This is a genomic window from Caldicellulosiruptor acetigenus (assembly GCF_026914305.1).
In the GTDB taxonomy this organism is placed as follows: Bacteria; Bacillota; Thermoanaerobacteria; order Caldicellulosiruptorales; family Caldicellulosiruptoraceae; genus Caldicellulosiruptor; species Caldicellulosiruptor acetigenus.
In genome coordinates this window covers 918,271-941,110 of sequence record NZ_CP113866.1, presented here as the reverse complement: position 1 = coordinate 941,110, position 22,840 = coordinate 918,271, and the positions used below count along the sequence as shown (strand labels likewise).

Annotated in this window: 17 protein-coding genes and 1 riboswitch; of the genes, 9 read left to right on the top strand and 8 right to left on the bottom strand. The window is 34.4% G+C overall.

Translation table 11 applies throughout. The features are described from left to right. Positions 1 to 102 precede the first annotated feature (102 nt). Complete coding sequence (locus OTK01_RS04460; protein WP_029227937.1) at positions 103 to 1,155, top strand: HD-GYP domain-containing protein; 1,053 nt, start codon at positions 103 to 105, stop codon at positions 1,153 to 1,155. Here the strand turns inward: OTK01_RS04460 and tsaD are convergent. Next, positions 1,152 to 2,162 (bottom strand): tRNA (adenosine(37)-N6)-threonylcarbamoyltransferase complex transferase subunit TsaD, encoded by a 1,011-nt coding sequence (gene tsaD, locus OTK01_RS04455; RefSeq protein ID WP_029227938.1) that lies wholly within the window; start codon positions 2,160 to 2,162, stop codon positions 1,152 to 1,154. The genes OTK01_RS04460 and tsaD overlap by 4 nt on opposite strands. Before the next feature lie 139 nt (positions 2,163 to 2,301). Between tsaD and uppP the strand changes: the two genes are divergently transcribed. Continuing rightward, positions 2,302 to 3,099: an undecaprenyl-diphosphatase UppP gene (gene uppP / locus OTK01_RS04450; protein WP_029227939.1), complete on the top strand. Its 798-nt coding sequence runs from the start codon at positions 2,302 to 2,304 to the stop codon at positions 3,097 to 3,099. Here uppP and OTK01_RS04445 read toward each other — a convergent pair. Continuing rightward, a complete protein-coding gene (locus OTK01_RS04445) occupies positions 3,065 to 4,045 on the bottom strand; it encodes a hypothetical protein (RefSeq protein ID WP_029227940.1) in 981 nt (326 codons plus the stop codon). The two genes, uppP and OTK01_RS04445, sit on opposite strands and share 35 nt — an antisense overlap. Before the next feature lie 96 nt (positions 4,046 to 4,141). Here OTK01_RS04445 and OTK01_RS04440 point away from each other — a divergent pair, with 96 nt between their 5' ends. The 3 genes from OTK01_RS04440 to OTK01_RS04430 are packed head-to-tail and all read left to right on the top strand — an operon-like array spanning position 4,142 to position 6,562. Next, on the top strand, positions 4,142 to 4,768 hold the full coding sequence (locus tag OTK01_RS04440) for a DedA family protein (RefSeq protein WP_029227941.1): 627 nt from the start codon (positions 4,142 to 4,144) through the stop codon (positions 4,766 to 4,768). Positions 4,769 to 4,821: 53 nt separating this feature from the next. After that, entirely contained in the window at positions 4,822 to 6,027 is a 1,206-nt protein-coding gene (locus OTK01_RS04435; protein WP_029227942.1) for an aspartate aminotransferase family protein, read from the top strand. Then, positions 6,005 to 6,562, top strand: a complete 558-nt coding sequence (locus OTK01_RS04430; protein ID WP_013432179.1) for a uracil-DNA glycosylase — start codon at positions 6,005 to 6,007, stop codon at positions 6,560 to 6,562. The genes OTK01_RS04435 and OTK01_RS04430 overlap by 23 nt, the downstream gene beginning before the upstream one ends. Positions 6,563 to 6,623: 61 nt before the next feature. Here the strand turns inward: OTK01_RS04430 and OTK01_RS04425 are convergent, their stop codons facing one another. Continuing rightward, a complete protein-coding gene (locus tag OTK01_RS04425) occupies positions 6,624 to 8,351 on the bottom strand; it encodes an S-layer homology domain-containing protein (protein WP_029227943.1) in 1,728 nt (575 codons plus the stop codon). Positions 8,352 to 8,541: 190 nt separating this feature from the next. On the opposite strand from OTK01_RS04425, the gene OTK01_RS04420 reads away from it, so the two are divergent. From OTK01_RS04420 to OTK01_RS04410, 3 genes are read left to right on the top strand one after another with little or no spacing between them, the layout of a single operon-like run. After that, positions 8,542 to 9,711 carry a GAF domain-containing protein gene (locus OTK01_RS04420; protein WP_029227944.1) on the top strand — a complete coding sequence of 390 codons (1,170 nt, stop codon included), beginning with the start codon at positions 8,542 to 8,544 and terminating at the stop codon, positions 9,709 to 9,711. Continuing rightward, complete coding sequence (locus OTK01_RS04415; protein WP_029227945.1) at positions 9,708 to 10,424, top strand: MBL fold metallo-hydrolase; 717 nt, start codon at positions 9,708 to 9,710, stop codon at positions 10,422 to 10,424. The genes OTK01_RS04420 and OTK01_RS04415 overlap by 4 nt, the downstream gene beginning before the upstream one ends. A gap of 16 nt (positions 10,425 to 10,440) precedes the next feature. Next, positions 10,441 to 11,649: a sensor domain-containing diguanylate cyclase gene (locus tag OTK01_RS04410; RefSeq protein ID WP_029227946.1), complete on the top strand. Its 1,209-nt coding sequence runs from the start codon at positions 10,441 to 10,443 to the stop codon at positions 11,647 to 11,649. Between the two features lie 60 nt (positions 11,650 to 11,709). On the opposite strand, the gene OTK01_RS04405 is transcribed toward OTK01_RS04410, so the two are convergent. Beyond that, complete coding sequence (locus OTK01_RS04405) at positions 11,710 to 12,129, bottom strand: hypothetical protein (RefSeq protein ID WP_029227947.1); 420 nt, start codon at positions 12,127 to 12,129, stop codon at positions 11,710 to 11,712. Between the two features lie 132 nt (positions 12,130 to 12,261). After that, positions 12,262 to 12,351: riboswitch (cyclic di-GMP riboswitch) on the bottom strand. 125 nt (positions 12,352 to 12,476) lie between these two features. Here OTK01_RS04405 and OTK01_RS04400 point away from each other — a divergent pair. Beyond that, positions 12,477 to 15,956 carry an adenylate/guanylate cyclase domain-containing protein gene (locus OTK01_RS04400; RefSeq protein ID WP_232841652.1) on the top strand — a complete coding sequence of 1,160 codons (3,480 nt, stop codon included), beginning with the start codon at positions 12,477 to 12,479 and terminating at the stop codon, positions 15,954 to 15,956. Positions 15,957 to 15,991: 35 nt separating this feature from the next. Here the strand turns inward: OTK01_RS04400 and OTK01_RS04395 are convergent, their stop codons facing one another. The 4 genes from OTK01_RS04395 to OTK01_RS04380 form a co-directional block, all read right to left on the bottom strand. Further along, the gene (locus tag OTK01_RS04395; protein ID WP_029227949.1) at positions 15,992 to 17,956 is read right to left on the bottom strand and encodes a vWA domain-containing protein; all 1,965 of its coding nucleotides are present in this window, start codon (positions 17,954 to 17,956) and stop codon (positions 15,992 to 15,994) included. A gap of 100 nt (positions 17,957 to 18,056) precedes the next feature. Continuing rightward, positions 18,057 to 20,753, bottom strand: a complete 2,697-nt coding sequence (locus OTK01_RS04390) for a pilus assembly PilX N-terminal domain-containing protein (protein ID WP_029227950.1) — start codon at positions 20,751 to 20,753, stop codon at positions 18,057 to 18,059. A gap of 1 nt (position 20,754) precedes the next feature. Further along, entirely contained in the window at positions 20,755 to 21,555 is an 801-nt protein-coding gene (locus OTK01_RS04385; RefSeq protein ID WP_029227951.1) for a type IV pilus modification PilV family protein, read from the bottom strand. Between the two features lie 18 nt (positions 21,556 to 21,573). Further along, on the bottom strand, positions 21,574 to 22,836 hold the full coding sequence (locus OTK01_RS04380) for a type II secretion system protein M (RefSeq protein ID WP_029227952.1): 1,263 nt from the start codon (positions 22,834 to 22,836) through the stop codon (positions 21,574 to 21,576). Positions 22,837 to 22,840 lie beyond the last annotated feature (4 nt).

Genomic DNA, 22,840 nt, shown 5'->3' with positions numbered 1-22,840 from the left:
ATATATATAAATCTTATTGACGTACCAAAAAATGTTGCTGTAAAATTTTATTAAGGAAACTTTTTTAATCTTATTTTAAAAACAAAGGGGTTTAAAAATCACATGAAAAAAGTGACAGTTGACCAGCTTGAAGAAGGCATGAAACTTGCGCGGGATGTGTTTACTGAAAACGGCAAGCTTTTGCTTCCAGAAGGGTTCATCATAAAACCTTCATTTATTCAAAAGCTTAGAGAACACAATATCGACAGCGTCTATGTGGAAGATGAAAAAGCTGAAAGTTATATAAAAGAAGAGGTCATTTATCATGAAACCTTTGTTGCCATTCAGGACTTGATGCTGTCTGCAAAGGCAGGAGAAATTGTTGACCCATTTGTTGCTAAAGAAATAGTAAACGACATTGTAGCGCAAATAATTGAAGAAGAGGATGTGTTCTTGAGAATAGTTGGATTTAGAGATGTTGATAACTATACATACTTTCATTCTGTGGATGTGAGTATTTTTGCCGCTATAATAGGAAAGCTTTTAGAACTTGACAGAAAACAAATAGAAGACTTGGCTTTGGCAGCACTTTTGCACGATTTTGGCAAAATGAAAATTCCTCATGAGATACTAAACAAGCCTGCAAAGCTTACTGACGAAGAGTTTGAAGAGATGAAAAAACACACTATATATGGATATCAAATTGTAAAAAACATGGATGGTATTTCTGAAGAGGTTGCAGAAGTTGCACTTTTACACCACGAAAGACTTGATGGTTCTGGCTATCCTCTCAAACTCAAAGGGGATAAAATACCATTGTTTGCAAGAATTGTGGCAATTGCAGATGTGTATGATGCCCTTACTGCAGATAGAGTGTACAAAAAGAAAGTAGTGCCAACAAAAGCGGCAGATTATCTTACAAAATATGCAGGCATTCATTTTGACAAGGACATTGTTCAAAGGTTTTTAAAGATGGTGGTAAAATACCCGGTGGGTTGCTTTGTTGTTCTAAATACGGGTGAGATTGCTATTGTGTACGAAGAAAATCCTTTCAACAAGACAAGACCAATAGTGAAGGTTGTTGCAAGAAAAGAAGGCCCACCTGTGCTCATTCCTTATTTTGTGGACCTCTCTCAAGATCATAAAAGGGAAATTATTGATGTAATCAACTATTAACTTTTTTTGCTTACAAGACTTATATAAGGTACAGCATTTTCTCGATAAGACGACACAATTCCTTTTTGCAGCTTAAAGTAGCCGCAGGAAGCAATCATAGCTGCATTGTCTGTACAGTACTTAAATTCCGGCACAAAAAATTCAATATTGTGCTCGGCACACTTTTTATAAAATTCGCTTCTTAGCCTTGAGTTTGCAGCAACTCCACCGGCAACCGCTATTTTTTTTATATTTGTCTCAAGTGAAAGATTGATTGTCTTTTCCACAAGTATGCTCACAACTGTCTTCTGAAAAGACGCAGCAACATCTTCTATTTTAAATTCCTCTTTTTTTTGCCAAAGGCTATGAACATGGTTTATCACAGCAGATTTCAATCCGCTGAAACTAAAATTGTATCCATCAACATCGGCAATTGGGTATTTATATTTATCCTCATCACCCAGCTTTGCAATTTTGTCTATGGCAGGCCCGCCAGGATACCCCAACCCCAAGTACCTTGCAATCTTGTCAAAAGCCTCGCCTGCCGCATCATCTCTTGTTTTCCCAACCACCTCATACTCTTCAAAATCTTTTAAAATAATTAGATTAGTATGCCCTCCAGAGACCACAAGAACAATTAGTGGTGGTGTGAGCTGAGGGTATGTTATAAAATTGGCATAAATGTGCCCTTCAATGTGATTCACAGCAACAAACGGAAGCTTTTTGGCATAGCTTAGTGCCTTTGCAAACGAAAGCCCAACAAGAAGCGAACCTACAAGCCCAGGTCCGTACGTTGCAGCAATACCATCTATAGTGTCTACTGTCAGACCTGCCTGTTTGAACGCCATGTCAACAACATATGAAATCTTTTCAACATGCTTGCGAGAAGCTATCTCTGGCACAACACCACCAAATTGATGATGAATATCAATCTGGGAGTATATCACATTTGACAGAACCTTTCTTCCATCTTCTACAATTGCAGCTGAAGTCTCGTCGCATGATGTCTCGATCCCAAGCACAAGCATCTTTTAGTTCTCAGCTCCTTACTTAGAAACTTTGACACCCTTTTATTATACCAAATTCTCATAGAATTTTAATTTTTTCTATCACATATTTTTGATATAATAAATTAGTCCGAAACATTCTCAAGAGGAGGTTATAGACTTGACAGCATTTCAGGCAATCTTCTTAGGAATACTGCAGGGACTTGGAGAATTCTTGCCAATTTCAAGCTCTGCACACTTGATAATCTTTCCATGGCTTTTTGGCTGGAAAGAACACTCTCTTGTATTTGATGTTGCTCTACACCTTGGAACACTCTTGGCAGTACTTGTATATTTTTGGAAGGATTACTTGGATATCGTGGTACAAGGAATAGCAAAGCCAAAGTCAGAAAAAGGAAAATTGCTTTGGTTCATAATAGTTGCAACAATTCCCGGCGCACTTTTTGGATATCTTTTTGAAAATATTGTAGAGGAAGTTTTTAGAAAACAATATCTTTTGATTGCAATTGTGCTTGCAGTGTTCGGGTTTATCTTGTACTACGTAGACTCAATTGCAAAAAATAAAATAGAGCTTTCAAAGATGAATGTGTTGCAGGCAGCTTTAATTGGTGTCTCGCAGGCATTTGCCCTTTTCCCCGGAATTTCGCGATCTGGCATAACAATGACAACAGGACTTTTGCTTGGTCTTAAAAAAGAAGCTGCAGCTAAATTTTCGTTCTTGATGTCAGCACCCATTATACTTGGTGCAGGAGCTGTGTCGCTTTTAAAAAACATCAATCATGTGTCTGCTGAGTTTTCAAACTTTGCAATTGGATTTTTTACATCTGCTATAGTAGGTTTTCTTGCAATTCATTTTTTGCTTGGTATTGTCAAAAAAAGTGGTTTTAAAATTTTTGCATATTACAGATTTTTCTTGGCAGCAGTCATTTTAGCCTTCTATCTTTTAAGAGCAGTGTAGATAAGCTCAGCATTGCTATAACGCCAAGACCGATGTATCCCATGAGAGAGTAAAGTTTTCTCAGCAGCTCCTGAAACTCATTAAAGCCCAAAATAAGCGAAAGGATAATAATTACAAACTCAGCTTTTGGATTTTTTATAGAATAGGAAAGCCCCATGTAGTTTGCAAGAGTAGTTGTAAGTATTTCTAAAAGTGCACATGTAATAAGGACAAACTGCAAAATAATATTCTTTTCAACTTTCAAAAGAGGCATCTGGGAAGTTTGAAGGTTAGCTTCCCAAAGTAGCATGACGTTTATAATGCTCAGCAGAAAAAAAATTATGATAGATGATATCCCTATTGAAATTTTAATCTCTTTTTGACAAAATCTTTCTTTAAGGCCATTTACTACAGGAAAGGCAAGCAACGAATTGTAAGTGGAGTAAAGTAGAGGAAATATAAGATGATTTAAAATATCTTTTGGCAAAGTGCATCTTAGACTTTCAAATTGAAACATTATCTCATTTTTATGCCAAGCCTTTAGAAAGACAAAAATAAGCGCTGTAATTAAAATACTAACCACAACCTTATTCATATTTATGACTGCCAGCAAACCATGTTTGAAAATTGCAATGCTCATGACAAAACAAAGCAGAGTAAATATATACCTGCTTACTCCCAAAAATTCTCTTCCTAGCTGACCAAATGCAGAAAACATAACTATTAGTGTTATTACAGAAAAGAGCAAGATGTAAAATTTGAATATTATTAAAATTATTCTGCTTTTAATCCTGATGTTCACAAGGTAAAGTAGAATTAGAAATATCAAAATGGAAGAAAAGCCGATATAGAAAAAACTTTTTTCTTTGAACTGAGAGAAAAAATAGAAAATCTCCTGACCGGTAGAAAAACCAGCGCCTATTATCGACCCAAGGATTGTCGAAATGATTGCGAAAATTCTTCCCATAGGTGATTATTTCCCCTTGATACCTTCATATATTTCTCAAATTACATGATATTTAGATTCAAAATACTATATGAAAGAATTCTGGAGGAATAAAAAATGGAGTTTATAAAACAGATATTTATATCAATTGCTGAATACCTCTCTCAGTTTGGCCACTTAGGCATATTCATAGGGATGACGCTTGAGTCTGCCTGCATTCCAATACCCTCTGAGGTCATCCTGCCGCTTGGTGGATACCTCGCATACAAAGGAATTGGAAGCGTGCTTTCCATGACTATTGTTGCTACCTTAGGAGGTCTTGCCGGCTCCATAATAGCCTATGTAGTAGGGTACTTTGGCGGAAGACCATTTATACTCAAGTACGGCAAATACTTTTTTATCTCAAAGCACGACTTTGAAAGAGCAGAAAAATTTTTTCAAAAAAGAGGGGAAATTACTATATTTTTGAGCAGGCTTCTGCCTGTCATAAGGACATTTATCTCGCTTCCTGCTGGTATTGCAAAGATGAACTTTGTAAAGTTTTGTATCTACACAATCCTTGGGTCATTTCCTTGGTGTTTGCTTTTTGTCTATCTTGGTAAAAAACTTGGCGATAACTGGAAGTCAATTGAAGAGCATTTAAAAGGCTTTGACTATCTCATATTAGCCTTAATAATTGCTGCAATTGTGGGTTATGTTGTCTATAAAATCTTCAAAGGCAAAAAGTCAGCTGAAGTTGAATAAATATAAATATTGATGTATAATTATTAAAAAATTTTTAGTGAGGGAGCAAAATTATGAACATAGATGAAATAATCTCTTATGATTCACAGTACTATGTCAACGTGTTTGGCAGTCGGATACCACTTGCTTTTGAAAGAGGAGAAGGGTGTATTCTTTATGACAGCCAAAACAAAGAGTATCTTGATTTTATCTCTGGAATTTCTGTGTGCAATTTAGGGCACAGTCATCCAAAATTTGTGGCTGCTTTAAAGGCTCAGATTGAAAGGCTCATACACACATCAAGCCTGTTTTACATTGAACCTCAAGCACTTTTGGCAAAAAAACTTGCTGAAGTTTCTAAATTTGACAAGGTATTTTTCTGTAACTCCGGCGCTGAGGCGAACGAGGCTGCCATAAAGCTTGTGAGAAATTATTTTTATAAAAAAGGGCTTTCTAAATATAAAATAATTACACTTGAAAATTCATTCCATGGAAGAACACTTGCAACAACCGCTGCAACAGGTCAAAAGAAGTATCAAAAGCCATTTGAGCCAATGCCAGAAGGATTTATAAACGTTGAGGCAGACATTGAAAAGATAAAAAGTGCTATAGATGACAAAACAGCAGCGGTTATGATTGAACTTGTTCAGGCAGAAGGCGGAATAAAGGTGCTTTCAAAAGAGTTTGTACAAAAGCTTTATAGCCTTTGCAAAGAACATGGGCTTTTATTTGTAATTGACGAGGTTCAAACAGGTATTGGTAGGTGCGGCAGTCTTTTTTGTTTTGAGCAGTATGATATAACTCCTGACATAATTACTCTTGCAAAAGGGCTTGGAAATGGTGTGCCGATTGGAGCTATGCTTTGCAAAAAAGAGGTTGCTACATTTGAACCAGGTGAGCATGGCTCAACCTTTGGTGGAAATTTGCTTGCAACAAGAGCAGCTTTAGAGGTGTTGAGAATAATTGAAGAAGAAAATATAATTGAAAATGTAAATGTGATGGGGAATTACCTAAGACAAAAGCTTCTTGAGCTAAAAGAACAATTCGATTTTATGGTAGATGTCAGAGGTTTGGGCCTTTTAATAGGTGTTGAATTTTCTTTCCCTGTGAAAGAACTTGTAAAAGAGTTAGCTTTAGCCGGACTTTTGACAAGCAGTTGCGGAGGTGGAAACGTAATAAGATTTGCTCCACCTTTGATTGTTCAAAAAACTCACATAGATAAAGCTTTGGAAATCTTCAAAGATGTGGTGAAAAGATATGCTGACATGGGAAGAGCTTGAAAGTGCGTGTCTTTCATGTGAAAAGTGCCCTATTTCCAAAAATCGTACAAACGTTGTTGTGGGTGATGGCAACAAAAATGCAAAGCTTGTGTTTGTAGGTGAAGCTCCTGGTGAGGAAGAAGACAAGCAAGGGAAACCTTTTGTGGGCAGGGCAGGAAAGTTTTTAGACTTGGCTTTGACCTCTTTGGAGCTTTCAAGAGAAAAAGATTTTTATATCTGCAACATTCTAAAGTGTAGACCTCCAAACAACCGTGTTCCAACAGAGGTTGAAGCTCAAAACTGCCTGCCTTTTTTGAGAGCCCAGATAAAACTCATCGCACCAAAAATAATTGTCTGTCTTGGTGCAACAGCTATGAAATATATTCTTGGCAAAGACCTTAAAATCACCCAAGACAGGGGGAAGTGGTTTGAAAAAGGTGGTTTTTGGATTATGGCTACATACCATCCAGCAGCACTTTTAAGAGACCCAGGCAAAAGAGAGGATTTTTACAGGGACTTGAAAAGTGTGAAGGAAAAGCTGGAGAAGATAAAGTAGTGATTAATAAAAAATAAATTTAAGGAGCAGACCACAAGATTTTGTCTGCTCCTTTGGCTTTTTATGGTATCTTTACTTTAATTACATTGCCACCCACTATTCTATCTGAGTAGATGGCATAAACTGTAAAGTAATAGTAATGTCCTTTCTTGAGTTCTTTATATTCCCCATTTATCAAATACTTATCTTTTGCTTTGACATTTATTGAAGTTATGTTTCTATCCGAAATTGCTGCAAGCAAACCGTCTTTATTGAAGTCAGGTGATGGGTTTGAATCAGATACAACAACTCTGTACCCTTGAAGCTTATCATTGTCTATTTTGTCCCATTTTAAGTTAATATACGATTGTCCCCACCATCTTACTGTTTTTGCCTGCAACTTTGGTCTTAACTTTGCAATCTCTAAATTAGAGTAATAAATGGCCTTGATGCTATTCCCAGGGATGAGTCTATCTTGATACTGAGCTGTTACACTAAAATAATATTCTTCACCATCTTTTAAATACTCGCCAAAATCTCCACCTTTGTAAGGAATTGTGTTGTCAATTACAATCTGGGTTGTATTTCTGTCATTGATAAAAACAAGATAACCATTGTCTGGATATTTAGGTTCACTTGTCTTTTTAGATATCACAACCCAATATCCTACAAGTCGTGAATCATTTATAGGCTGCCAGCTCAAAACAAATTTATTGTCTCTATATTCATACTTTACAGAAGGTTTTTCAAAATAATTTGGTATAACTGGCATTCTCATTTTTATAGCATTGCCTTTTACATAAACATTCCCTTCATAAATTGCTGTAACACTGAAATAATACTCTTCTCCGCTTTTCACATAAACTCCAAAGTCGCCACCATTATACTTTGAATTTACTCCAATTTCTATATAATTAGCGTTTCTGTCCGACAGTATAGTCAGATAACCATCTTGCGGATATCCCGGCTGGCTATTGTTCTTTGAGATAACAACTGCGTATCCTTTCAGTTTTCTATCATTTATTCTATTCCATATCAGGACAACTCTGTCCCCCTTTGTATAGGCGGTAACATTTGGTACAGGATAAGTATATTGCTGATTAGAACCTGATGAGGAATTATCATCATAGGTAACTTTTTCTTCGGTTGATTGAGTATTAATAACGTTGTACAATAGTACTGCTGCCTGAGCACGGGTAAGAATTCCTTGTGGTTCGAATTTATATTGATTAGAATTTGGAACTGGGCTTCCTACCATGATACCTTTTGCAATGGCAATTGCAACATATTTAACAAGATTCTTTGATATCTGGTCTTTGTCAATGTAGTTGTTTAAAATATTCATGTCAACATTTTCATTCTGTAGTCCCTTTGCTTTTACAAGAGCAACTGCCATATCCTCTCTTACCGCATAATCAGATGGTTTAAAGTAGTCGCCATTTTGAGTTCTAAAACCTGTTAAATAATATTTTGCAGTTTCTACATAAGGATATGCCCAGTGGTCTTTTGGAACATCTCTAAAGGATGGATTATCTGTCACTTTGATTGGAAGATTCAAACTTATTACCATAATCCTTGCAAATTCTGCTCTTGTGACTGGATTGTCAGGTCTGAATGTGTTGTCCGGATAACCTGTTATAATTCCTCTTTCTACCATGAATTTCACCGCATTGTAAGCCCAATGATTTTGAGGAAGGTCAGAAAAAATTGTGTTTGATTGTTCTTGAGAAAAAGAAATTGTGCTAAAAATAGAAATCATAAAAACTATCACCAGAAAACTTGCCAACAGCTTTTTGCAATACCCTTTCACACTCCTCCAACCCCTTTCTAAAATGAGATGATTTTTTACACAATAACATTATATCCAATATTTATGTAATTCACATTATGATATTATTACAAATCTATGTAAATTTTATTTTTGTTTTTTACATTGAAACCTATCCAAATTTTTGAGATAATTTTAATATACACAACAGTAAAATCTCGGTGAGTTTGACATGCTTGAGGTATATGAACAGATTACAAAGCTTAAAAATACAATTGAACGTTTTAGTAGTTTTATCGTTACTACCTCTTCTGAAAAAGATATAAATGAAATACTTCTTATGAGCATTGATGCCTGCATAGAACTGACTGGAAGCGACGGTGCAACAATTTATCTAAAGGAAACGATAGACCAAGAAGAAAAACTTGTTATAAGAGCTACAAAAAATCTGTCTGTTAACTTTGAATTCTATTTAGGATATTCCCTGCCTATTTCCCCAATTAGCCTTTGCGGATATGCCGCAGTATATCAAAAACCTGTTGTAATAAACGATACCTTAAATTTGCCTGAAAATCACGAATTTAGACAGTTCAAATTCTTTGACAAGAGTTTACATTATATTACAATCAATACCATAACCGCTCCCATATTTGATTTTAGTAACAATCTCTTAGGAGTGTTGCAGGTAATTAATAAGAAAGCAAAACCAAATATAAAATTAGACGAAAATAATGCTGCACTCTTTACTATTAGCTACACTGAAACAGATATAAAGCTCATACTGGCAATTTCCTCTTTCGTAGGTACTCTTCTTGACAGAGCTAAAACTTATGAGAAAATTGAAACAGCTGTTACCAATACGCAAAAGATGCTGGCTAATATGTTTGACTCTGTAAAAAAGTCTATCTCAGTTTTAAATGATATTTTAGTGAGCGGTCAGCAAAAATTCATAGAGTCTTTACAAGCCGAAAAGAAAGAAAAGCTTCTTGCTCTTAAAGAAGGAATAGAACTTTTTAAAAAACAATATGAACTTTCCAAAATCACCGAAACAATTATGAGCATAGCATATTTGATAACAAAAAATGGGGATATAAAGGCTACAGATGTTCTGCATGAGATAATTTCAACAGAAATAAGACTTTATGATATACCTGTGAAAGTAAATGAAAACGAATATGTAATTTTTCTTCACAATGTTGACATAATAAAAGCACGCATGATTGCCAAAAGAATAGAGCGAAAAGTTTTTGAAAAATTGCGATTGAACGATATGCCATCTTCCTCATTAAAATTTCACTGGAGCTTTTATGAATTAAAACCTGACGAAGAAAAAAGTATTGAAGAGATACTCAATTATTTGCAAAAAATAGCTAAAGAAAGCGAAGGTGAAATTATAACATGAAAATACCTGTATTGAAGTTTTTAGGAATAGGAAGCGCCTTTAATCCCTACTTTAACAATACTTCTGCTTATTTCGAATTTGACACAGAACTATTTTTAATTGACTGTGGAGAAGGTGTGTTTTCAAACCTTTACAAACTCAAGTTACTTGAAAGATACAAAACAATCAATGTCCTTATCACTCACACCCATTCAGACCATGTAGCAACTTTAGGACATTTACTTCTTTACTGTTTTTATGAGCTAAACAAAAAAGTTAAAGTCTTTTTCCCAGAAGAGTCTTTAATTTCTTCTCTGCTAAGTAGTATGGGCGTGGAAAAAGATATTTATGATTTAGTGAAATTGAATGACATCTTTATATATAAAGAGAAGCTTACGATAATATCTATAGAACAGGCACATGTTCATGAAATTCCCTGTTTTGGCTATCTAATTGAAACAGGAGAATCTCGTTTTTTCTACAGCGGTGATTCAAAAACCATAAATCAGCTAATACTTGACAAATTCTTAAAAGGTGAAATTGACTTTTTGTATCAAGATACATGTTCTGAAAACTTTAATGGAAACCACCCTCATCTTTCATTAGCAGAGCTTTCCCAGCTTATCCCACCAGAAAAGAGAAGTTATGTTTTTTGTATTCATCTTGATATAAAATTTAACTTTAATCTTGCTTCAAGTTTAGGTTTCAGGATTCCAGAACAAATACAAATTTGAAAGAAGGAGCAAATCCATGAGTGAGCGTACAGCTTCCCAAGAACTTAAAAATCTAATTAGAAAACTTAGCAAAATAGGCATTGCGATTTCGCGTGAAAAGAATGTTGATTCAATCTTAGAGATGATATTAAATGAAAGCATTGATATTACAAACAGTGATGGTGGAACTATTTACACTGTAAAAGAATTTGAAGGCCAGAAATACCTTGTTATAACATTTGCAAAAAACTACTCTGTCGATTTTCAATTTATAGGCTATAAAATTCCTTTAGATGAAAAGAGTATTGTTGGGTTTGTTGCAAAAAATGCTATCCCTGTTACAATAAACAATGTACAATCTTCTCAAAACTCTCATTTGCAGCAGTTTAAACTTTTTGACAAAACATTAGGATATACAACAATAAATGTCATGGCTGTTCCCATGATTGACTATCAGGGAAATGTCATCGGAGTTCTTCAAGTGGTAAATAAAAAGAAGAGTAAGGAAATAAAACTTACACCAGAAAATATTCTCTACAGCATTGTCGATTACACTAATGAAGATGAAGAAATTGTTCTGTCTTTGGCATCCCAAGCATCACTTTTAATTGAAAGAATTCACCTTTACCAGCGAATAGAAAAAAATATCGCAAACACGCGCTATGCTTTAATAAGCTTATTCAACTCCATGAAGCAGGTAATAGCCAACCTAAGTGAAGATATTCTTATTGAGCAGGAGGAATTCAAAAAATTTGCAACCCTCGATAGCCTCACAGGACTTTTTACAAGAAATGAAGGAATGGTCTACTTAGAAAAACAAATTCAGCTTTCAAAAATGAACGAATCACATTTTGTAGTGTGTTTTGTTGACGTTGACGGCCTGAAATGGGTAAACGATACATACGGGCATCAGACAGGCGATGAACTTTTGAAAAATTTTTCACAAATTTTAAAGGAAAGTATAAGAAGTTATGACATTGCGTTCAGATACGGCGGAGATGAATTTGTTGTGGTCCTCTCGAAAGCCACTTTAAAAGAAGCAAATATTGTTTTTTCAAGAATTCAAGATAAGATAACCAAATTTAATATGTCGTCTTCACATGCATATAAAATTGAGATAAGTTATGGATTTGCTGAATATTCCCCTGAATCAAATTTTACGGCTGAAGACTTAATAAAGATAGCGGACGAAAATATGTATAAAATGAAAAAAGAGAAAAAAAAGAAAAAAAGTTGCCCCTCTTAAAAGCTATAAGAGGGGCAAAATTTATTTTTAGGAGTTCGAGGGGTTATGAGGATAGAGGGATTATCTTGCCCAAATAAAGCGTGAAAAATGGTCTGTTTTTAACTGCTGTTTTTTAATCTTTACAAAAATATTAATCCCCGCAGACCTGTCATAAATGTAACCTTCATATCCTAAACATTTAAGATGAACATCTTTTTTGAATTTAGCATCTGGTGAAAATTCAATATATACATCACCGTTTTCTGCATAGATTTGAGCATTGAACGTCATTGAGTTTATGCCATCAGGTAGCGAATCTTTCTTAAAATCAATCTCAACAAAACCTACCTGGAATTTTCCTCCTTCGTTTGTAACTGTAAAGCTACCATTGAACAGCACAGGATTTTCGTTCTCAGCCAGTACAACAGAGGTTGTTATCAGCGAAAATACCAACACTATAATAGCTATTAAGACAATTTTCTTAAATCCCTGAGGCTTCATAATTTTCCACCTCCTTTTTTTTCGGGCTAATACACTATATATACTGCCCGCAAACAAAACCTATAAAAACTTAAAGGCACCTGTTCTTGCCAGGTGCCTTTATGCCAAAGATAACACATCTTTAGCATATGCTTCGGCAGCCTGGCGACCATAGGAAGATTTGCTTCCGACAGGCCCATGGCTTTGCGCCCCTGCCTTTCGACAGGTTTGCCTTTGTCGACATATGCTACTGTTTTTATTCTTTTGATTTTGATATAATTGATAATAAGTGTTTTCAGTAAAATTATCTCACACTATTTCTTTTTTTGCAATATTTTTTATTTCTATTTATGGAATAAAAAGGTGTGGTGAGATTGTTCTGCTTCAATTGCGGAAGTAAGTTGCAAGAAAAGCTTGCACAAAAGTGTGTTGTATGTGGTATCAAATTTGATAAGTTTTGTCAAAATTGCACTTTCCCTGTACCTTCTTTTGCAAATTTTTGCCCTAATTGTGGCAGCTACATCACAAAATCAAGAGAATATTTTAGAACGGAAGAACTCAAGAAAGTTGCTGTGATGTTTGCCGACGTTTCTGGCTTTACAAAATTCTCTGAAAAATTATCGCCCGATGAGGTCAAAAAGTTGATAAATGAATTTTTTGAGTTTATTCTAAAACCAGTTTACAATTTAAATGGAATCGTAGATAAATTTATAGGTGATTGTGCACTTATCCTTTTTGGGCTAAAAAGCGCCCAGATGGATGCTCCACTGAGAAGCGTTCTGTGTGCACTGGAAATGCTAAAGCTCTCAAAAGAATTTTCAAAAACAAAGAACGTTGAGTTATCCCTTTCAATTGGAATAAACTATGGACTTGTTGCAGTGGGTAAAATTGGTGGACTTTTTGAAAAAGATTATACCGTCATGGGTGATGTTGTAAACACAGCTCAGCGTCTTCAAACAGCAGCACCCCCAGATACTATTTACGTTTCCGAAAACGTATATAAAGAAACATATGAGAATATAGAGTATATCGGCCCTATTGAATTGAATGTCAAAAATAAATCACAAATGGTGAGGTGTTATATACCTATAAATACGTCCAAACAAGTCGATTACAACAAAGTTGTAGAAACATTAACGGCTAAATATACAACTAATGTTATAGATAGTATAGTTAATAGAAGTTCAGATTTTTTGGTAATTGTTTGTCCTGATGGCTGCGGAAAACGATATATTTTTCAAAACATAATCTCTAAGTTAGAAAGGAGCAATCTGAGATACTATTTTATAAGTTTATCTAACAATAATTTTTCAAAACCATTTTACTTATTATCTCTGCTAATCCTAAAAATATTAAACGTCAACTTTGAAGATTCTGTAATTTTGAAGAAGAACAGACTTATATCTTTTTTAGATTACCTTTTCAAAGAAGACTATAAAATGGCCGAAAGATGTTTCAATTACCTTTCCCTTGTACTTCAAATAGATTTGAATGAAGATTTCAAGCAGTTTCTCTCTTATATGACCCAAGAAGATATTGAATTCAAAATTTTTGAGGTTATTTCATCTTTCCTGAAAAAAATTTTTGAATCTGAATTTGCGGTTGTAATAATTGATAATATAAATTTTGCAGACAAAGAATCGTTTAATTTTATCCTTGATTTTCTATCAAAACAACTACAAAATAAGCCGTTTTTTATCTTCTCCTCAAGCTCAGAAGTACATAAGGTTCCAAAAGGGTTACATTTTAAAATACAAAAATTATCCAATGAAGAAATAAAAACTGCTGTGGAAATTCAATTCAACGCAAAAGAGGTTGAAGAGTCATCTTTACACCTGCTTATGAACATCTCTGAAGGAAAATTGGACTATCTCATAGAAACGTTAAAATGGTTAGATACAAATAAACTTTTTTCACTTTCAAACGGCATTTTTAAAATCAATCTTTCTCAGCAAAATATTGAAAGCATTAGAAGAAACATTATACTTGACAAACTTTCAAATATTGATGATGAAGTATTAGAATACTTAAAAATTGCAGCTGTATATGGCTACAGATTTAGCAGCAAGATTATTTTTAATATTCTTCAGCCTAAAATTGAACATACTTATCTGCTTAGCCAAGTGCAAAAGTTAAATTTAATAAGGCTCATTGATACAGTTTATAACTCAAATTTCACCGATAAAATTTACGAATTTGTCGAACCAGAAATTGTTAAAATCCTCCTTGATTTTATTCCTCAGCAAACCAAAAGAATGATCCACCTGAAGATTGCTACCACAATTGAAAAAATGATTGCTCAGAAAGATTTGACAATCTACTACGAAACTCTATATTACCATTTCAAAGAAGCAGGGGAAGTTTTAAGAGCTGCAAACTATCTTTTTGAGCTGGCAATGCAATATAAAAAGATGCAGCTTGGCAAGTTTGCTGTAGAATGGCTCTATAAATTGCTTGATGAGATTAAAGCCGAAAATTCCCCTGATTGCCTTTCTCTCTTTGTTTCTTCTTTAGAGCAACTGGCAGCTTTAGAAAAATCTTTTGGCAACTATGAAAAGGCTTTACAACATTATAATAAACTTTTCCAGTTTGCCAAAACAGATGAAGAAAAGTTTTTACTTGAAACTGAGATATGCGAGTGTGTTATCCTTCAAAACAACTTTAAAAAAGCTGAAGTCATTTTAAATGAGCTCCAAAAAAAGTTATTGCCAAGTAACTTTGCAAGAACAAAAGTCTTGTATCTGCAATGTCTTTATAAAAGCTATACAGGAAGTTCTGATCTTCTGATGTTGGTAAGTCAGCTTGAGGCTGCACTAAAAGAAAGCAATAACTTTGAAGATTTAGCCCAAATTCTAAATATAGTTTCTTACTCACTTTACACTTTTACCTCTGAGACCAAAAAGGTTATTCTCTATCTTAAAAAAGCTCTAAATTATGCAAACAAGTCTAAAAACTTGCTCTTGAAAGCCAAAATTCTGACAAACCTTGGCATCCTAAATTATGAAAATGGCAATCCTTCAGAGGCATTGAAATTTTTAACCAGTGCTTTTGAACTTGCTAAGGTTTTATCAAATCGTCACCTACAGTTGATTCTATTAAATAACATTGGAATTATCTATTTTGAAAAAGGTCTTTTAAAAAAGGCATTAGAAAATTTTTCTGAAGCTTTTTCATATGCACATGAGTGGAAATTGGTATACGAAGAGTGTATAACTCTTCAAAATATTGCTGAATTATATCTTGAAAAAGGAAATATTATCGAAAGTTATAATCTCTTTTCACAGAGCTTTGATTTGGCAAATAAATTCAATTTCATACCAGAAAAAGCTCTATCATTGATAGGAATGGCAAAAGCAATGCTTGAAAAATCTAATCTATCAGGTGCAGAAGAATTTTTGAATGAGGCTTTAAACGCCTTGTCAGAGAACAAAGAAAACAGGGTTGAACTGGAATATCTTTTAGCAAAAACCAAGCTGCATCTTCTTCAAAATGACATTGAGCAAGCTACAACGGCTATAGAACAGGCAATGAAAACGGTAGAGCAGCTGAAAAATCTTCTAATCCGTATCAAGACATTTAGAATGTATTCACAGGTACTCAAACATAAAAAAGAATTTAATAAAGCACTAGAAACTCTTAAAATGTGTGAAAAGCTTGCAAGTCAAACAGTTTCGTTTTTAGAGTTTGCAAAGATATACTACGAAATAGCAAATATCCATCTACTTTTGGGAAATAAAAAAGAATTTGAAGAGAGTATAAAATTAGCTTCCCTGTGGGCTGAAAAAATAGATGAAGAATGTTCTATAAAATTTTTGATTATGTGTCTTTTAAATAAAGTAAGAGGCTAACTTTACACTCTGCAAAGTTAGCCTCTTTATTAGTCTTATCTTAATGTAACTTTTTTAACAACAACATCGTTAATTTTCTTTTCAAATGCAGTTGTATATGTTACACCACTACTTATAATGTCGATGCGGGAGATATTAAAGTTAACTTTTGTTGCCGTCAAATTAGGCTTTAATTTGAATGTTACAGGTTTTGACAAAACCCTCAAACCATTTGATACTCTTGTTGAGGTATCAACAACAAGTTGCAGTGGAAATGTTACATTTGTATTTAATGTATCAGTTGGACTCATTTCAACATAAATCTTTATTTTTGCAGCAGAATCATAATCGAAAAGGCCCATATCATCAACTTTAAGCGACAAATTAGCACTTGAATTATCCGAAATTATCTTTTTGGTGATAGAAAAGCTTTTAATCATATTAGCTGCATCAATAACAAAGAAATTAAGTGGTGTTAAATTCATTGAATTTGCAGTGCTATTTATGTTATACGATAACACAGGTGTAAATGATATCGTACCTTCACGCAAGAATGTGACCTTGTAATCAATAGTCAAACTTGTCGGTGTTGGACCTGAATCAACTGCATAATTGAACGATGGATTTGTTGTGGTAACCTTTTGCAGTGTAACGTAAGGATTATTAATCGAAAGTGCAAAATTGTTAATAACAGTAGTAATATCAAGCGACTTACCATATGCACTTATTGTAAGCTTAGCATCATAAGGAGTGTTGGGTACAAATATGTTTCCGCTGCCTATTACCTGAAATGTAGCACTAATTCCAGGCTGCCTTACAAATTCCACCTGACCAAGGTTGACTTCCAAGCTACCTGTGCTTTCACCATTTACTGTGTCATACTTTCTAAATGTTAAAGTAGCCTTTCCAAGATTATATATTCCTTCTGTGTTCGAAGTTATCTTAAACGAAATCTCTTGAGCAGCTGGAGTTCCGCCACCGTTCTCAAAGGTAACAGGATTAAATGTACCTATCAATTTGCCATTTTCTATTCTCCACCCTGCTGGCATAGAAGTAACTGTAAGTCCTGACGGAATAGGGTATTCAACTGTAAGATTGTCATATGTTACTGCTAAGTTGATTATCTTAAATATATCCTGCAAAATGGTATTTAAAGCGTTTGCGGTTGAAATATAATATGATTTACCATTTGCAGTGCTTGCCATCAACTCAATAAAAGTTTTATCTACATCAGCACCAGTTGTATCAACACCAACAACAAAAAGCTTTGCTCCACTTTGCGAAAGTGACTGCACAGCTGAAAGAGTTTTTGACTTTGTAGTGTTATTTGGCGCTGAGCCAGGTCCATCTACTACAGGATATCCATTTCTGGTTCCATTTAAGTAATATGTGGGCATACCGTCAGTAATAAATACTACATATTTGTCATTGCCAGAAGGAGAAGAATCAAGCAGAGTCTTTGCTTTGTTCAAAGCAGCTTCCATATTTGTTCCGCCTTGAGCTACCATACTATCAATTAATGATTTTGTATTGTTGACAGCATTTGAATTCGTTAAATCCACAAGAGTATTCGTTGAGGTAGACGATGTTGTTCTAAAATAATAATAATAATTTTGCTTTAGGTAATAACTCGAACCATCATTTACGTATGAATCGAAATCTACTATACCAAGCTTATCTCCACTTTTTGCTGAGTTTTTGAAACTGTCAATAAGATTTTTCGCAGCATTCTTTGCAGCAGTCATCTTTCCATTATTGTCCATAGAACCAGAAGAGTCAATAACAAGCACAACAGAAACAGGTGACCTTGAAACATTAATTGACCCTGTGGGGGTAAGTTTGAGCTTTACTTCAATGTCATTTCCAATATAACTCTTACTTTTTACAAGTCCTCCACTTAAACTGATACTTACCGAAGATGTATCTCCAGCTTTTGCCTTTGGCGAAAAGTAAGCTAATCCTCCTATTACTGTCATTATAATCAGCACAATACTGAACCACGCTAAAAATCTCCTTTTCATTTTAATCCCTCCTTTTTCTCACAATGCAAACACTTTATTTAAAACCATAAAATCCTATTCTAATTTCAAATATCTTCTAATTTAAATTATACCACTTTCATCAATCACTAACAACCTGTCTTTTACTTTTAATTTTAATATTTGTTTTGACTGTAGTCTCATAAAATGTGGTAACAAACGGTATTTCTATAATGTCGTTTGTATCAATCCCTTTTATGAAGAAATTATAAAGCTGTCCTAACCTGTCTGAGATGCTGCTAAAGTTTGCATAATTAAAGTAATACATAAGCTGACTTGAAACCCCTCGACTATATTCAATTTTCAGATTACCATTCCCAGCTATTACTATATCCCCCCCTGCTATTATATTGCCTTTCAGATTTTTTTCTGTTGTACTGCTGTTTTTCAGAACAATGCTTCCTTTTGAAACAATCAAAACATTTTCTATATCTCCAAGCGGAACCCCGTTCCAGCTGGGCAGACCAAAGTCAATTTCTTCTACATCATTTTTGCTAATCACTATAAGATTCTTATCATCATTAATTACAAGTCTGTCAGATAAAAGCTGGTCAAAATCAACAAAATCAGTCAGATCAAATTTGTCTCTGGTTGTATCTAACAATCCCTTGTCCACAAGGTTGAGTTCTTTGAAAAACTGCTCCACAGTTGGGTCTATCACGTTATCAACAACTGCCTGTCTTAAGAAGTCTGAAGACGAAATGGTAGCTCCCAAGTTTATAAATTCACCAGATCCTGCTGGCCCAATGGTTGAGTTAATAACACCCTCGTTTAAAATGTTAAGTATTTTCCTTGCTAAATAAAGTTTCCCGTTTGCATTTAAAAAATAATGAAAATAACTTGTATCATGGGGATTGGACGGATTAAAGTTTATGCTTCCACCACCAACAGTTATATTTGATGCTCCCATATTATATGGCGTATCAAAATCATCGGGGTCCTTTACATGTGCTGTAAGGTAATGCAGAACAAAGTTAATTGCTCTTTCTTCAGGCGAAATAGTAAAACCACTAACCGTTGGAACATCCATATCATAAAGATTTACATCCACTTCATCAGTTGGACTTACCTTAACTTTAAATGGCTTAAAATAATCCGGTGCAAACAAATCAGCAGTTGTAAAAGCACCAATACTTCCATTCAAACCAAGCGTATTAAGAAGGTCGGTCAGGTCAGCCAGAGGAAGATTAAAATACTGATAAATAGTAAAATTTGGTATTAAAGAGGAACTTTCAGGCATTCTGAAAAGTTTTTCTTTACCAGTTTCATCAGTTCTGTGAATTTCATCTACATATGCAACACCCATAAGTACAATATTTCTTCCTATGGTCAATTTTGCTGTATCTTCATTAATAACTATGGAAGAACTGCTGTTATAATTGTATGGAGTGTCACCTGTACCAAGTCCTATCAGCGAACCTGAGATCTCGATATTGCTGTTTTGTGCGTACATTGATACGTTGTCCATTATATATGCATTTTTGTTTATAGTTATCGCTGAACTGCCAGCAGTATTTTCTGTAACAATGCTATGGCAATATACCTCATCTGTGACTGCAACCTGAGAATTTGGCGCACATGTTTTTATAAATCCACCATAAAGTGCATACTTATCTCTCAACCCAACTGGAGTTGAAGGAGCATTAGGATTAATATCAGTATAACCCACAAAAACAGGAGCACTCTCAATTTTTATATTACCACTTTTAATACCTGAACTTCCTATAATACTCTCTATCCTACTTTTAACTGCAGAATCAATTGGATTTACCCTTGAACTTGACGCCAAGTTATCAAGCTGTGTCTGTGTAATACCAGCCAAAATTCCGCCAAAGTACTCAGAAGGGTTTGAATATCTTACATCGTTTGCTGTCCCTCTTACATATACCTTGCCACCTTTTATACTAAATAAATTCGAATCATTAATTACAATGAGATTTCTTCCAGCAAAAAGAGTATAGTCAAGTATGTGATTAAAACTCCTTTTTATAATCCTTGTTGTAAAATTTAAAGCACTACTTTTGTAAGGAAAGATGTTAAAATCTACTCTCAAAATTCTTTTGGTCTTTTCTTTTAAAAGATTAACAATAACCTCCATTTTCACATCAATTGGATTTTCTATGTCAAGGGTTGACATATGCAAGTTCATATCAACAGCTGGATCAAATTTTATTTCAACGTCGACGTCAGGATTGTTAAAATCAACCATCTTCATGAAAGAATATAGGTCATTAGAAGCACCTTTCCAATTGTCAACAGTATAAGTTACACCTGATACAGTAAACTCAATTGCTGGTCTTTCGTTTGAAGAACCCGAAGCTGTAAAGAAATTGTTCATGTATTCTTTGAACTTTTCCAAGAACTTTTCTTTGACCTTTTTTTGATAATCCTGATTGATTGCAGCAACTGCACTGTCATAGTCAGTTTTTGATATCAGTCCATTCATATACTGAACATAATATTGATTTTCCCTTTCCTGATAGTCTCTCAATATATCTGCAACATCAGGATTTTGAGTATTGAGAACACCACTTTCCATAAAAACATAGTTATCAGCCATTTTTCTTGCCCTGTCTGCAACCATGTCAAGATAGTACACTACTCTTTCAAAAACACTCTCAGCGTCGTAATATGCCCTGTTTTTTGCATAGTACCCCTTGCTAATTTTTAGTGACGACATTGCAGCTTCAATCAGTGCAACTGACATCACAAACATTACTGCTATGAAAATTATGGTTAAAACCAAAGTCGAACCTTTATGCTTACTTTTAATTCTCATATCATTTCACCCTATATGAATAATAGGTCGTATACTCTTTCACAAATTGACCTTTAGGGTCATATATCTTAAGATGAATTCGTCTTACTTTCTCTACACCCGTGAGAATAGCATGCCGTGGAGAATTATCATAAACTATAAATGGAGTTGTAGCTATAACTTTTATATTGTTATTTACATTTGTCAGCCACAAATTGAACATAGTGGTTGTAAGATGGTTCGAAAGGTCGTATACGCCATCCACGATCACATAAAGATAATGTGATAATGTATCTGAGACAAACTCGGCTCCCAGCTTGGCTGGTTCTGTACTATTGCCATTTATAAAAGTGGCAATTGTTGCACCATTTAGGATGAAGGTATAAGTAGCCTTTTTCCCTACTTCATCATATCTTATCTCAATCTTGAGCTTGTCATATGAACTTGAAGATATGTTTCTTTCATACGTATTATGGGTTGTTAAATCTTCTATCGTTAATTTTCCTGCTGAGTCTAAGAACATCCTAAAATCAATCTGGCTATTTTCAATATTTTGAATGGTTCCTGTTTTAAAAGAATCATCTATATCATAGTTTACAGTATACCCATTTACGTTCATACTTCCAGTCCCATAAACATTTTGATACACAAGAGTCTCAACGGCTTGGTTGATGACCTCAGCAACCTCAAGGTTTGTTTTTGCACTCACGTTTACTTTGAGAGACTGCTGAATAAGTAACACAATCGGGGTGACAAGCAGAGCAAATATTGCCACTGTCACAATAACCTCAACAAGAGTATACCCTTTAAAAGTTCTTCTCATCTTACTCGCCACCCCACATCATTTTCTTGTCACACTGACTTTTGAACCATTTGTCACAATATTAACTCTTGGTTTTTGTTTATCATCATTAGATACATAAACCTTAACTGGCTTATCAGAGTTGTTGGTTATCTTAAGTGTCACTACATTATCGTCATCTTTATACTTTCTTGGACTTGAAAAAACAACAATTAAAATCTGACCACTGCTTTGAAAATTTAGCTGGTCAAAATCATCCCCCTGCGGATACACACTTGCTTCAGTACCTATTTTGTAGTAATACTTGTCTCCTTCTTTTTTGATAGCTATATATGCATTTTCATTTTTCTTTTTTGCCCCAAAAATAGAACCTTTTCCACTCTTTTCGATAGATATATTTGTTGTTGGAGAATAGAGCGTTGACACTGTAACAACAAAATCAGCTTTTGTGTAATCAACCTTTTCCTCTGACAATTGAGTCTGTTCCTGCTCTGGTTTATTTGAATTGGGCTTGTTGGAAGAAGTATTAGAAGAAGTTTGCGGCAAAGTTGTTTTCTGCTCAGAATTAGCAACAGATAAATTATCTGTTCTTTCAACCTTTACTGCAGGCGGCGGTCCTGGTTCATTTTTTTTTAAGTCCTCTGGAGTATAATTAAATTTCACCTTTTGTCCAGCGCCACCGCTGAACAAATCACCTTTTCCAGAAGGAATTGCAAAGTTTTGCCATTGTCTTGCAGGTGCAAGGTTATCTTCATATCCATAAAATCTTATCTCAAAGCTCGCTGTAACCATATTATTGTTGCCACTTGATAAAGAAATTGTATCAAGAGAATACAAAGGTGAAAAATCTTTTTGCAGGAACAAAAGCTTTTTAAAGTTTGCATACGTCATCTGCCAGTTCTGTTTAGATGAATAAAAATACGCTTTTGCAATATTTACATTGTTATAATTCACATTCAGATTTTGTTTTTGTGAAAAGGTAAAATCCGAAGTTTTACTTCCTACCATTTGAGCAAGTCTTTGAAGGTCAAGCATTGAAAACTTTTCGTCTTGATTTGGTGGAATTTTTTGACTGATTATTGTGTAGTCTTTCTCTATTTCTTTAAGCTTTGCTTTTTGAACATTATACATAGCAATTTTCTGTTCTATCTCGCTCAGTCTATTTTCCAATTGCTGCTTTTCTGAAAGCAAGCTGCTCAGCTTTTGGGAATATGGATTGTAAAAAAGATTGTAAAACAAAAATCCTAAAAGCACCATACCAAGAATTAATAAAAGCTTTTTATCTCTCTCTGTAATTCGCACTTTA

Coding starts and splice junctions, on each gene's coding strand:
- OTK01_RS04440 (WP_029227941.1), top strand. CDS start 4,142: ATGGAGTTTATAAAACAGATATTTATATCAATTGCTGAATACCTCTCT.
- OTK01_RS04460 (WP_029227937.1), top strand. CDS start 103: ATGAAAAAAGTGACAGTTGACCAGCTTGAAGAAGGCATGAAACTTGCG.
- OTK01_RS04430 (WP_013432179.1), top strand. CDS start 6,005: ATGCTGACATGGGAAGAGCTTGAAAGTGCGTGTCTTTCATGTGAAAAG.
- OTK01_RS04405 (WP_029227947.1), bottom strand. CDS start 12,129: ATGAAGCCTCAGGGATTTAAGAAAATTGTCTTAATAGCTATTATAGTG.
- OTK01_RS04420 (WP_029227944.1), top strand. CDS start 8,542: ATGCTTGAGGTATATGAACAGATTACAAAGCTTAAAAATACAATTGAA.
- OTK01_RS04435 (WP_029227942.1), top strand. CDS start 4,822: ATGAACATAGATGAAATAATCTCTTATGATTCACAGTACTATGTCAAC.
- OTK01_RS04385 (WP_029227951.1), bottom strand. CDS start 21,555: ATGAGAAGAACTTTTAAAGGGTATACTCTTGTTGAGGTTATTGTGACA.
- tsaD (WP_029227938.1), bottom strand. CDS start 2,162: ATGCTTGTGCTTGGGATCGAGACATCATGCGACGAGACTTCAGCTGCA.
- OTK01_RS04415 (WP_029227945.1), top strand. CDS start 9,708: ATGAAAATACCTGTATTGAAGTTTTTAGGAATAGGAAGCGCCTTTAAT.
- OTK01_RS04390 (WP_029227950.1), bottom strand. CDS start 20,753: ATGAGAATTAAAAGTAAGCATAAAGGTTCGACTTTGGTTTTAACCATA.
- OTK01_RS04445 (WP_029227940.1), bottom strand. CDS start 4,045: ATGGGAAGAATTTTCGCAATCATTTCGACAATCCTTGGGTCGATAATA.
- OTK01_RS04395 (WP_029227949.1), bottom strand. CDS start 17,956: ATGAAAAGGAGATTTTTAGCGTGGTTCAGTATTGTGCTGATTATAATG.
- OTK01_RS04410 (WP_029227946.1), top strand. CDS start 10,441: ATGAGTGAGCGTACAGCTTCCCAAGAACTTAAAAATCTAATTAGAAAA.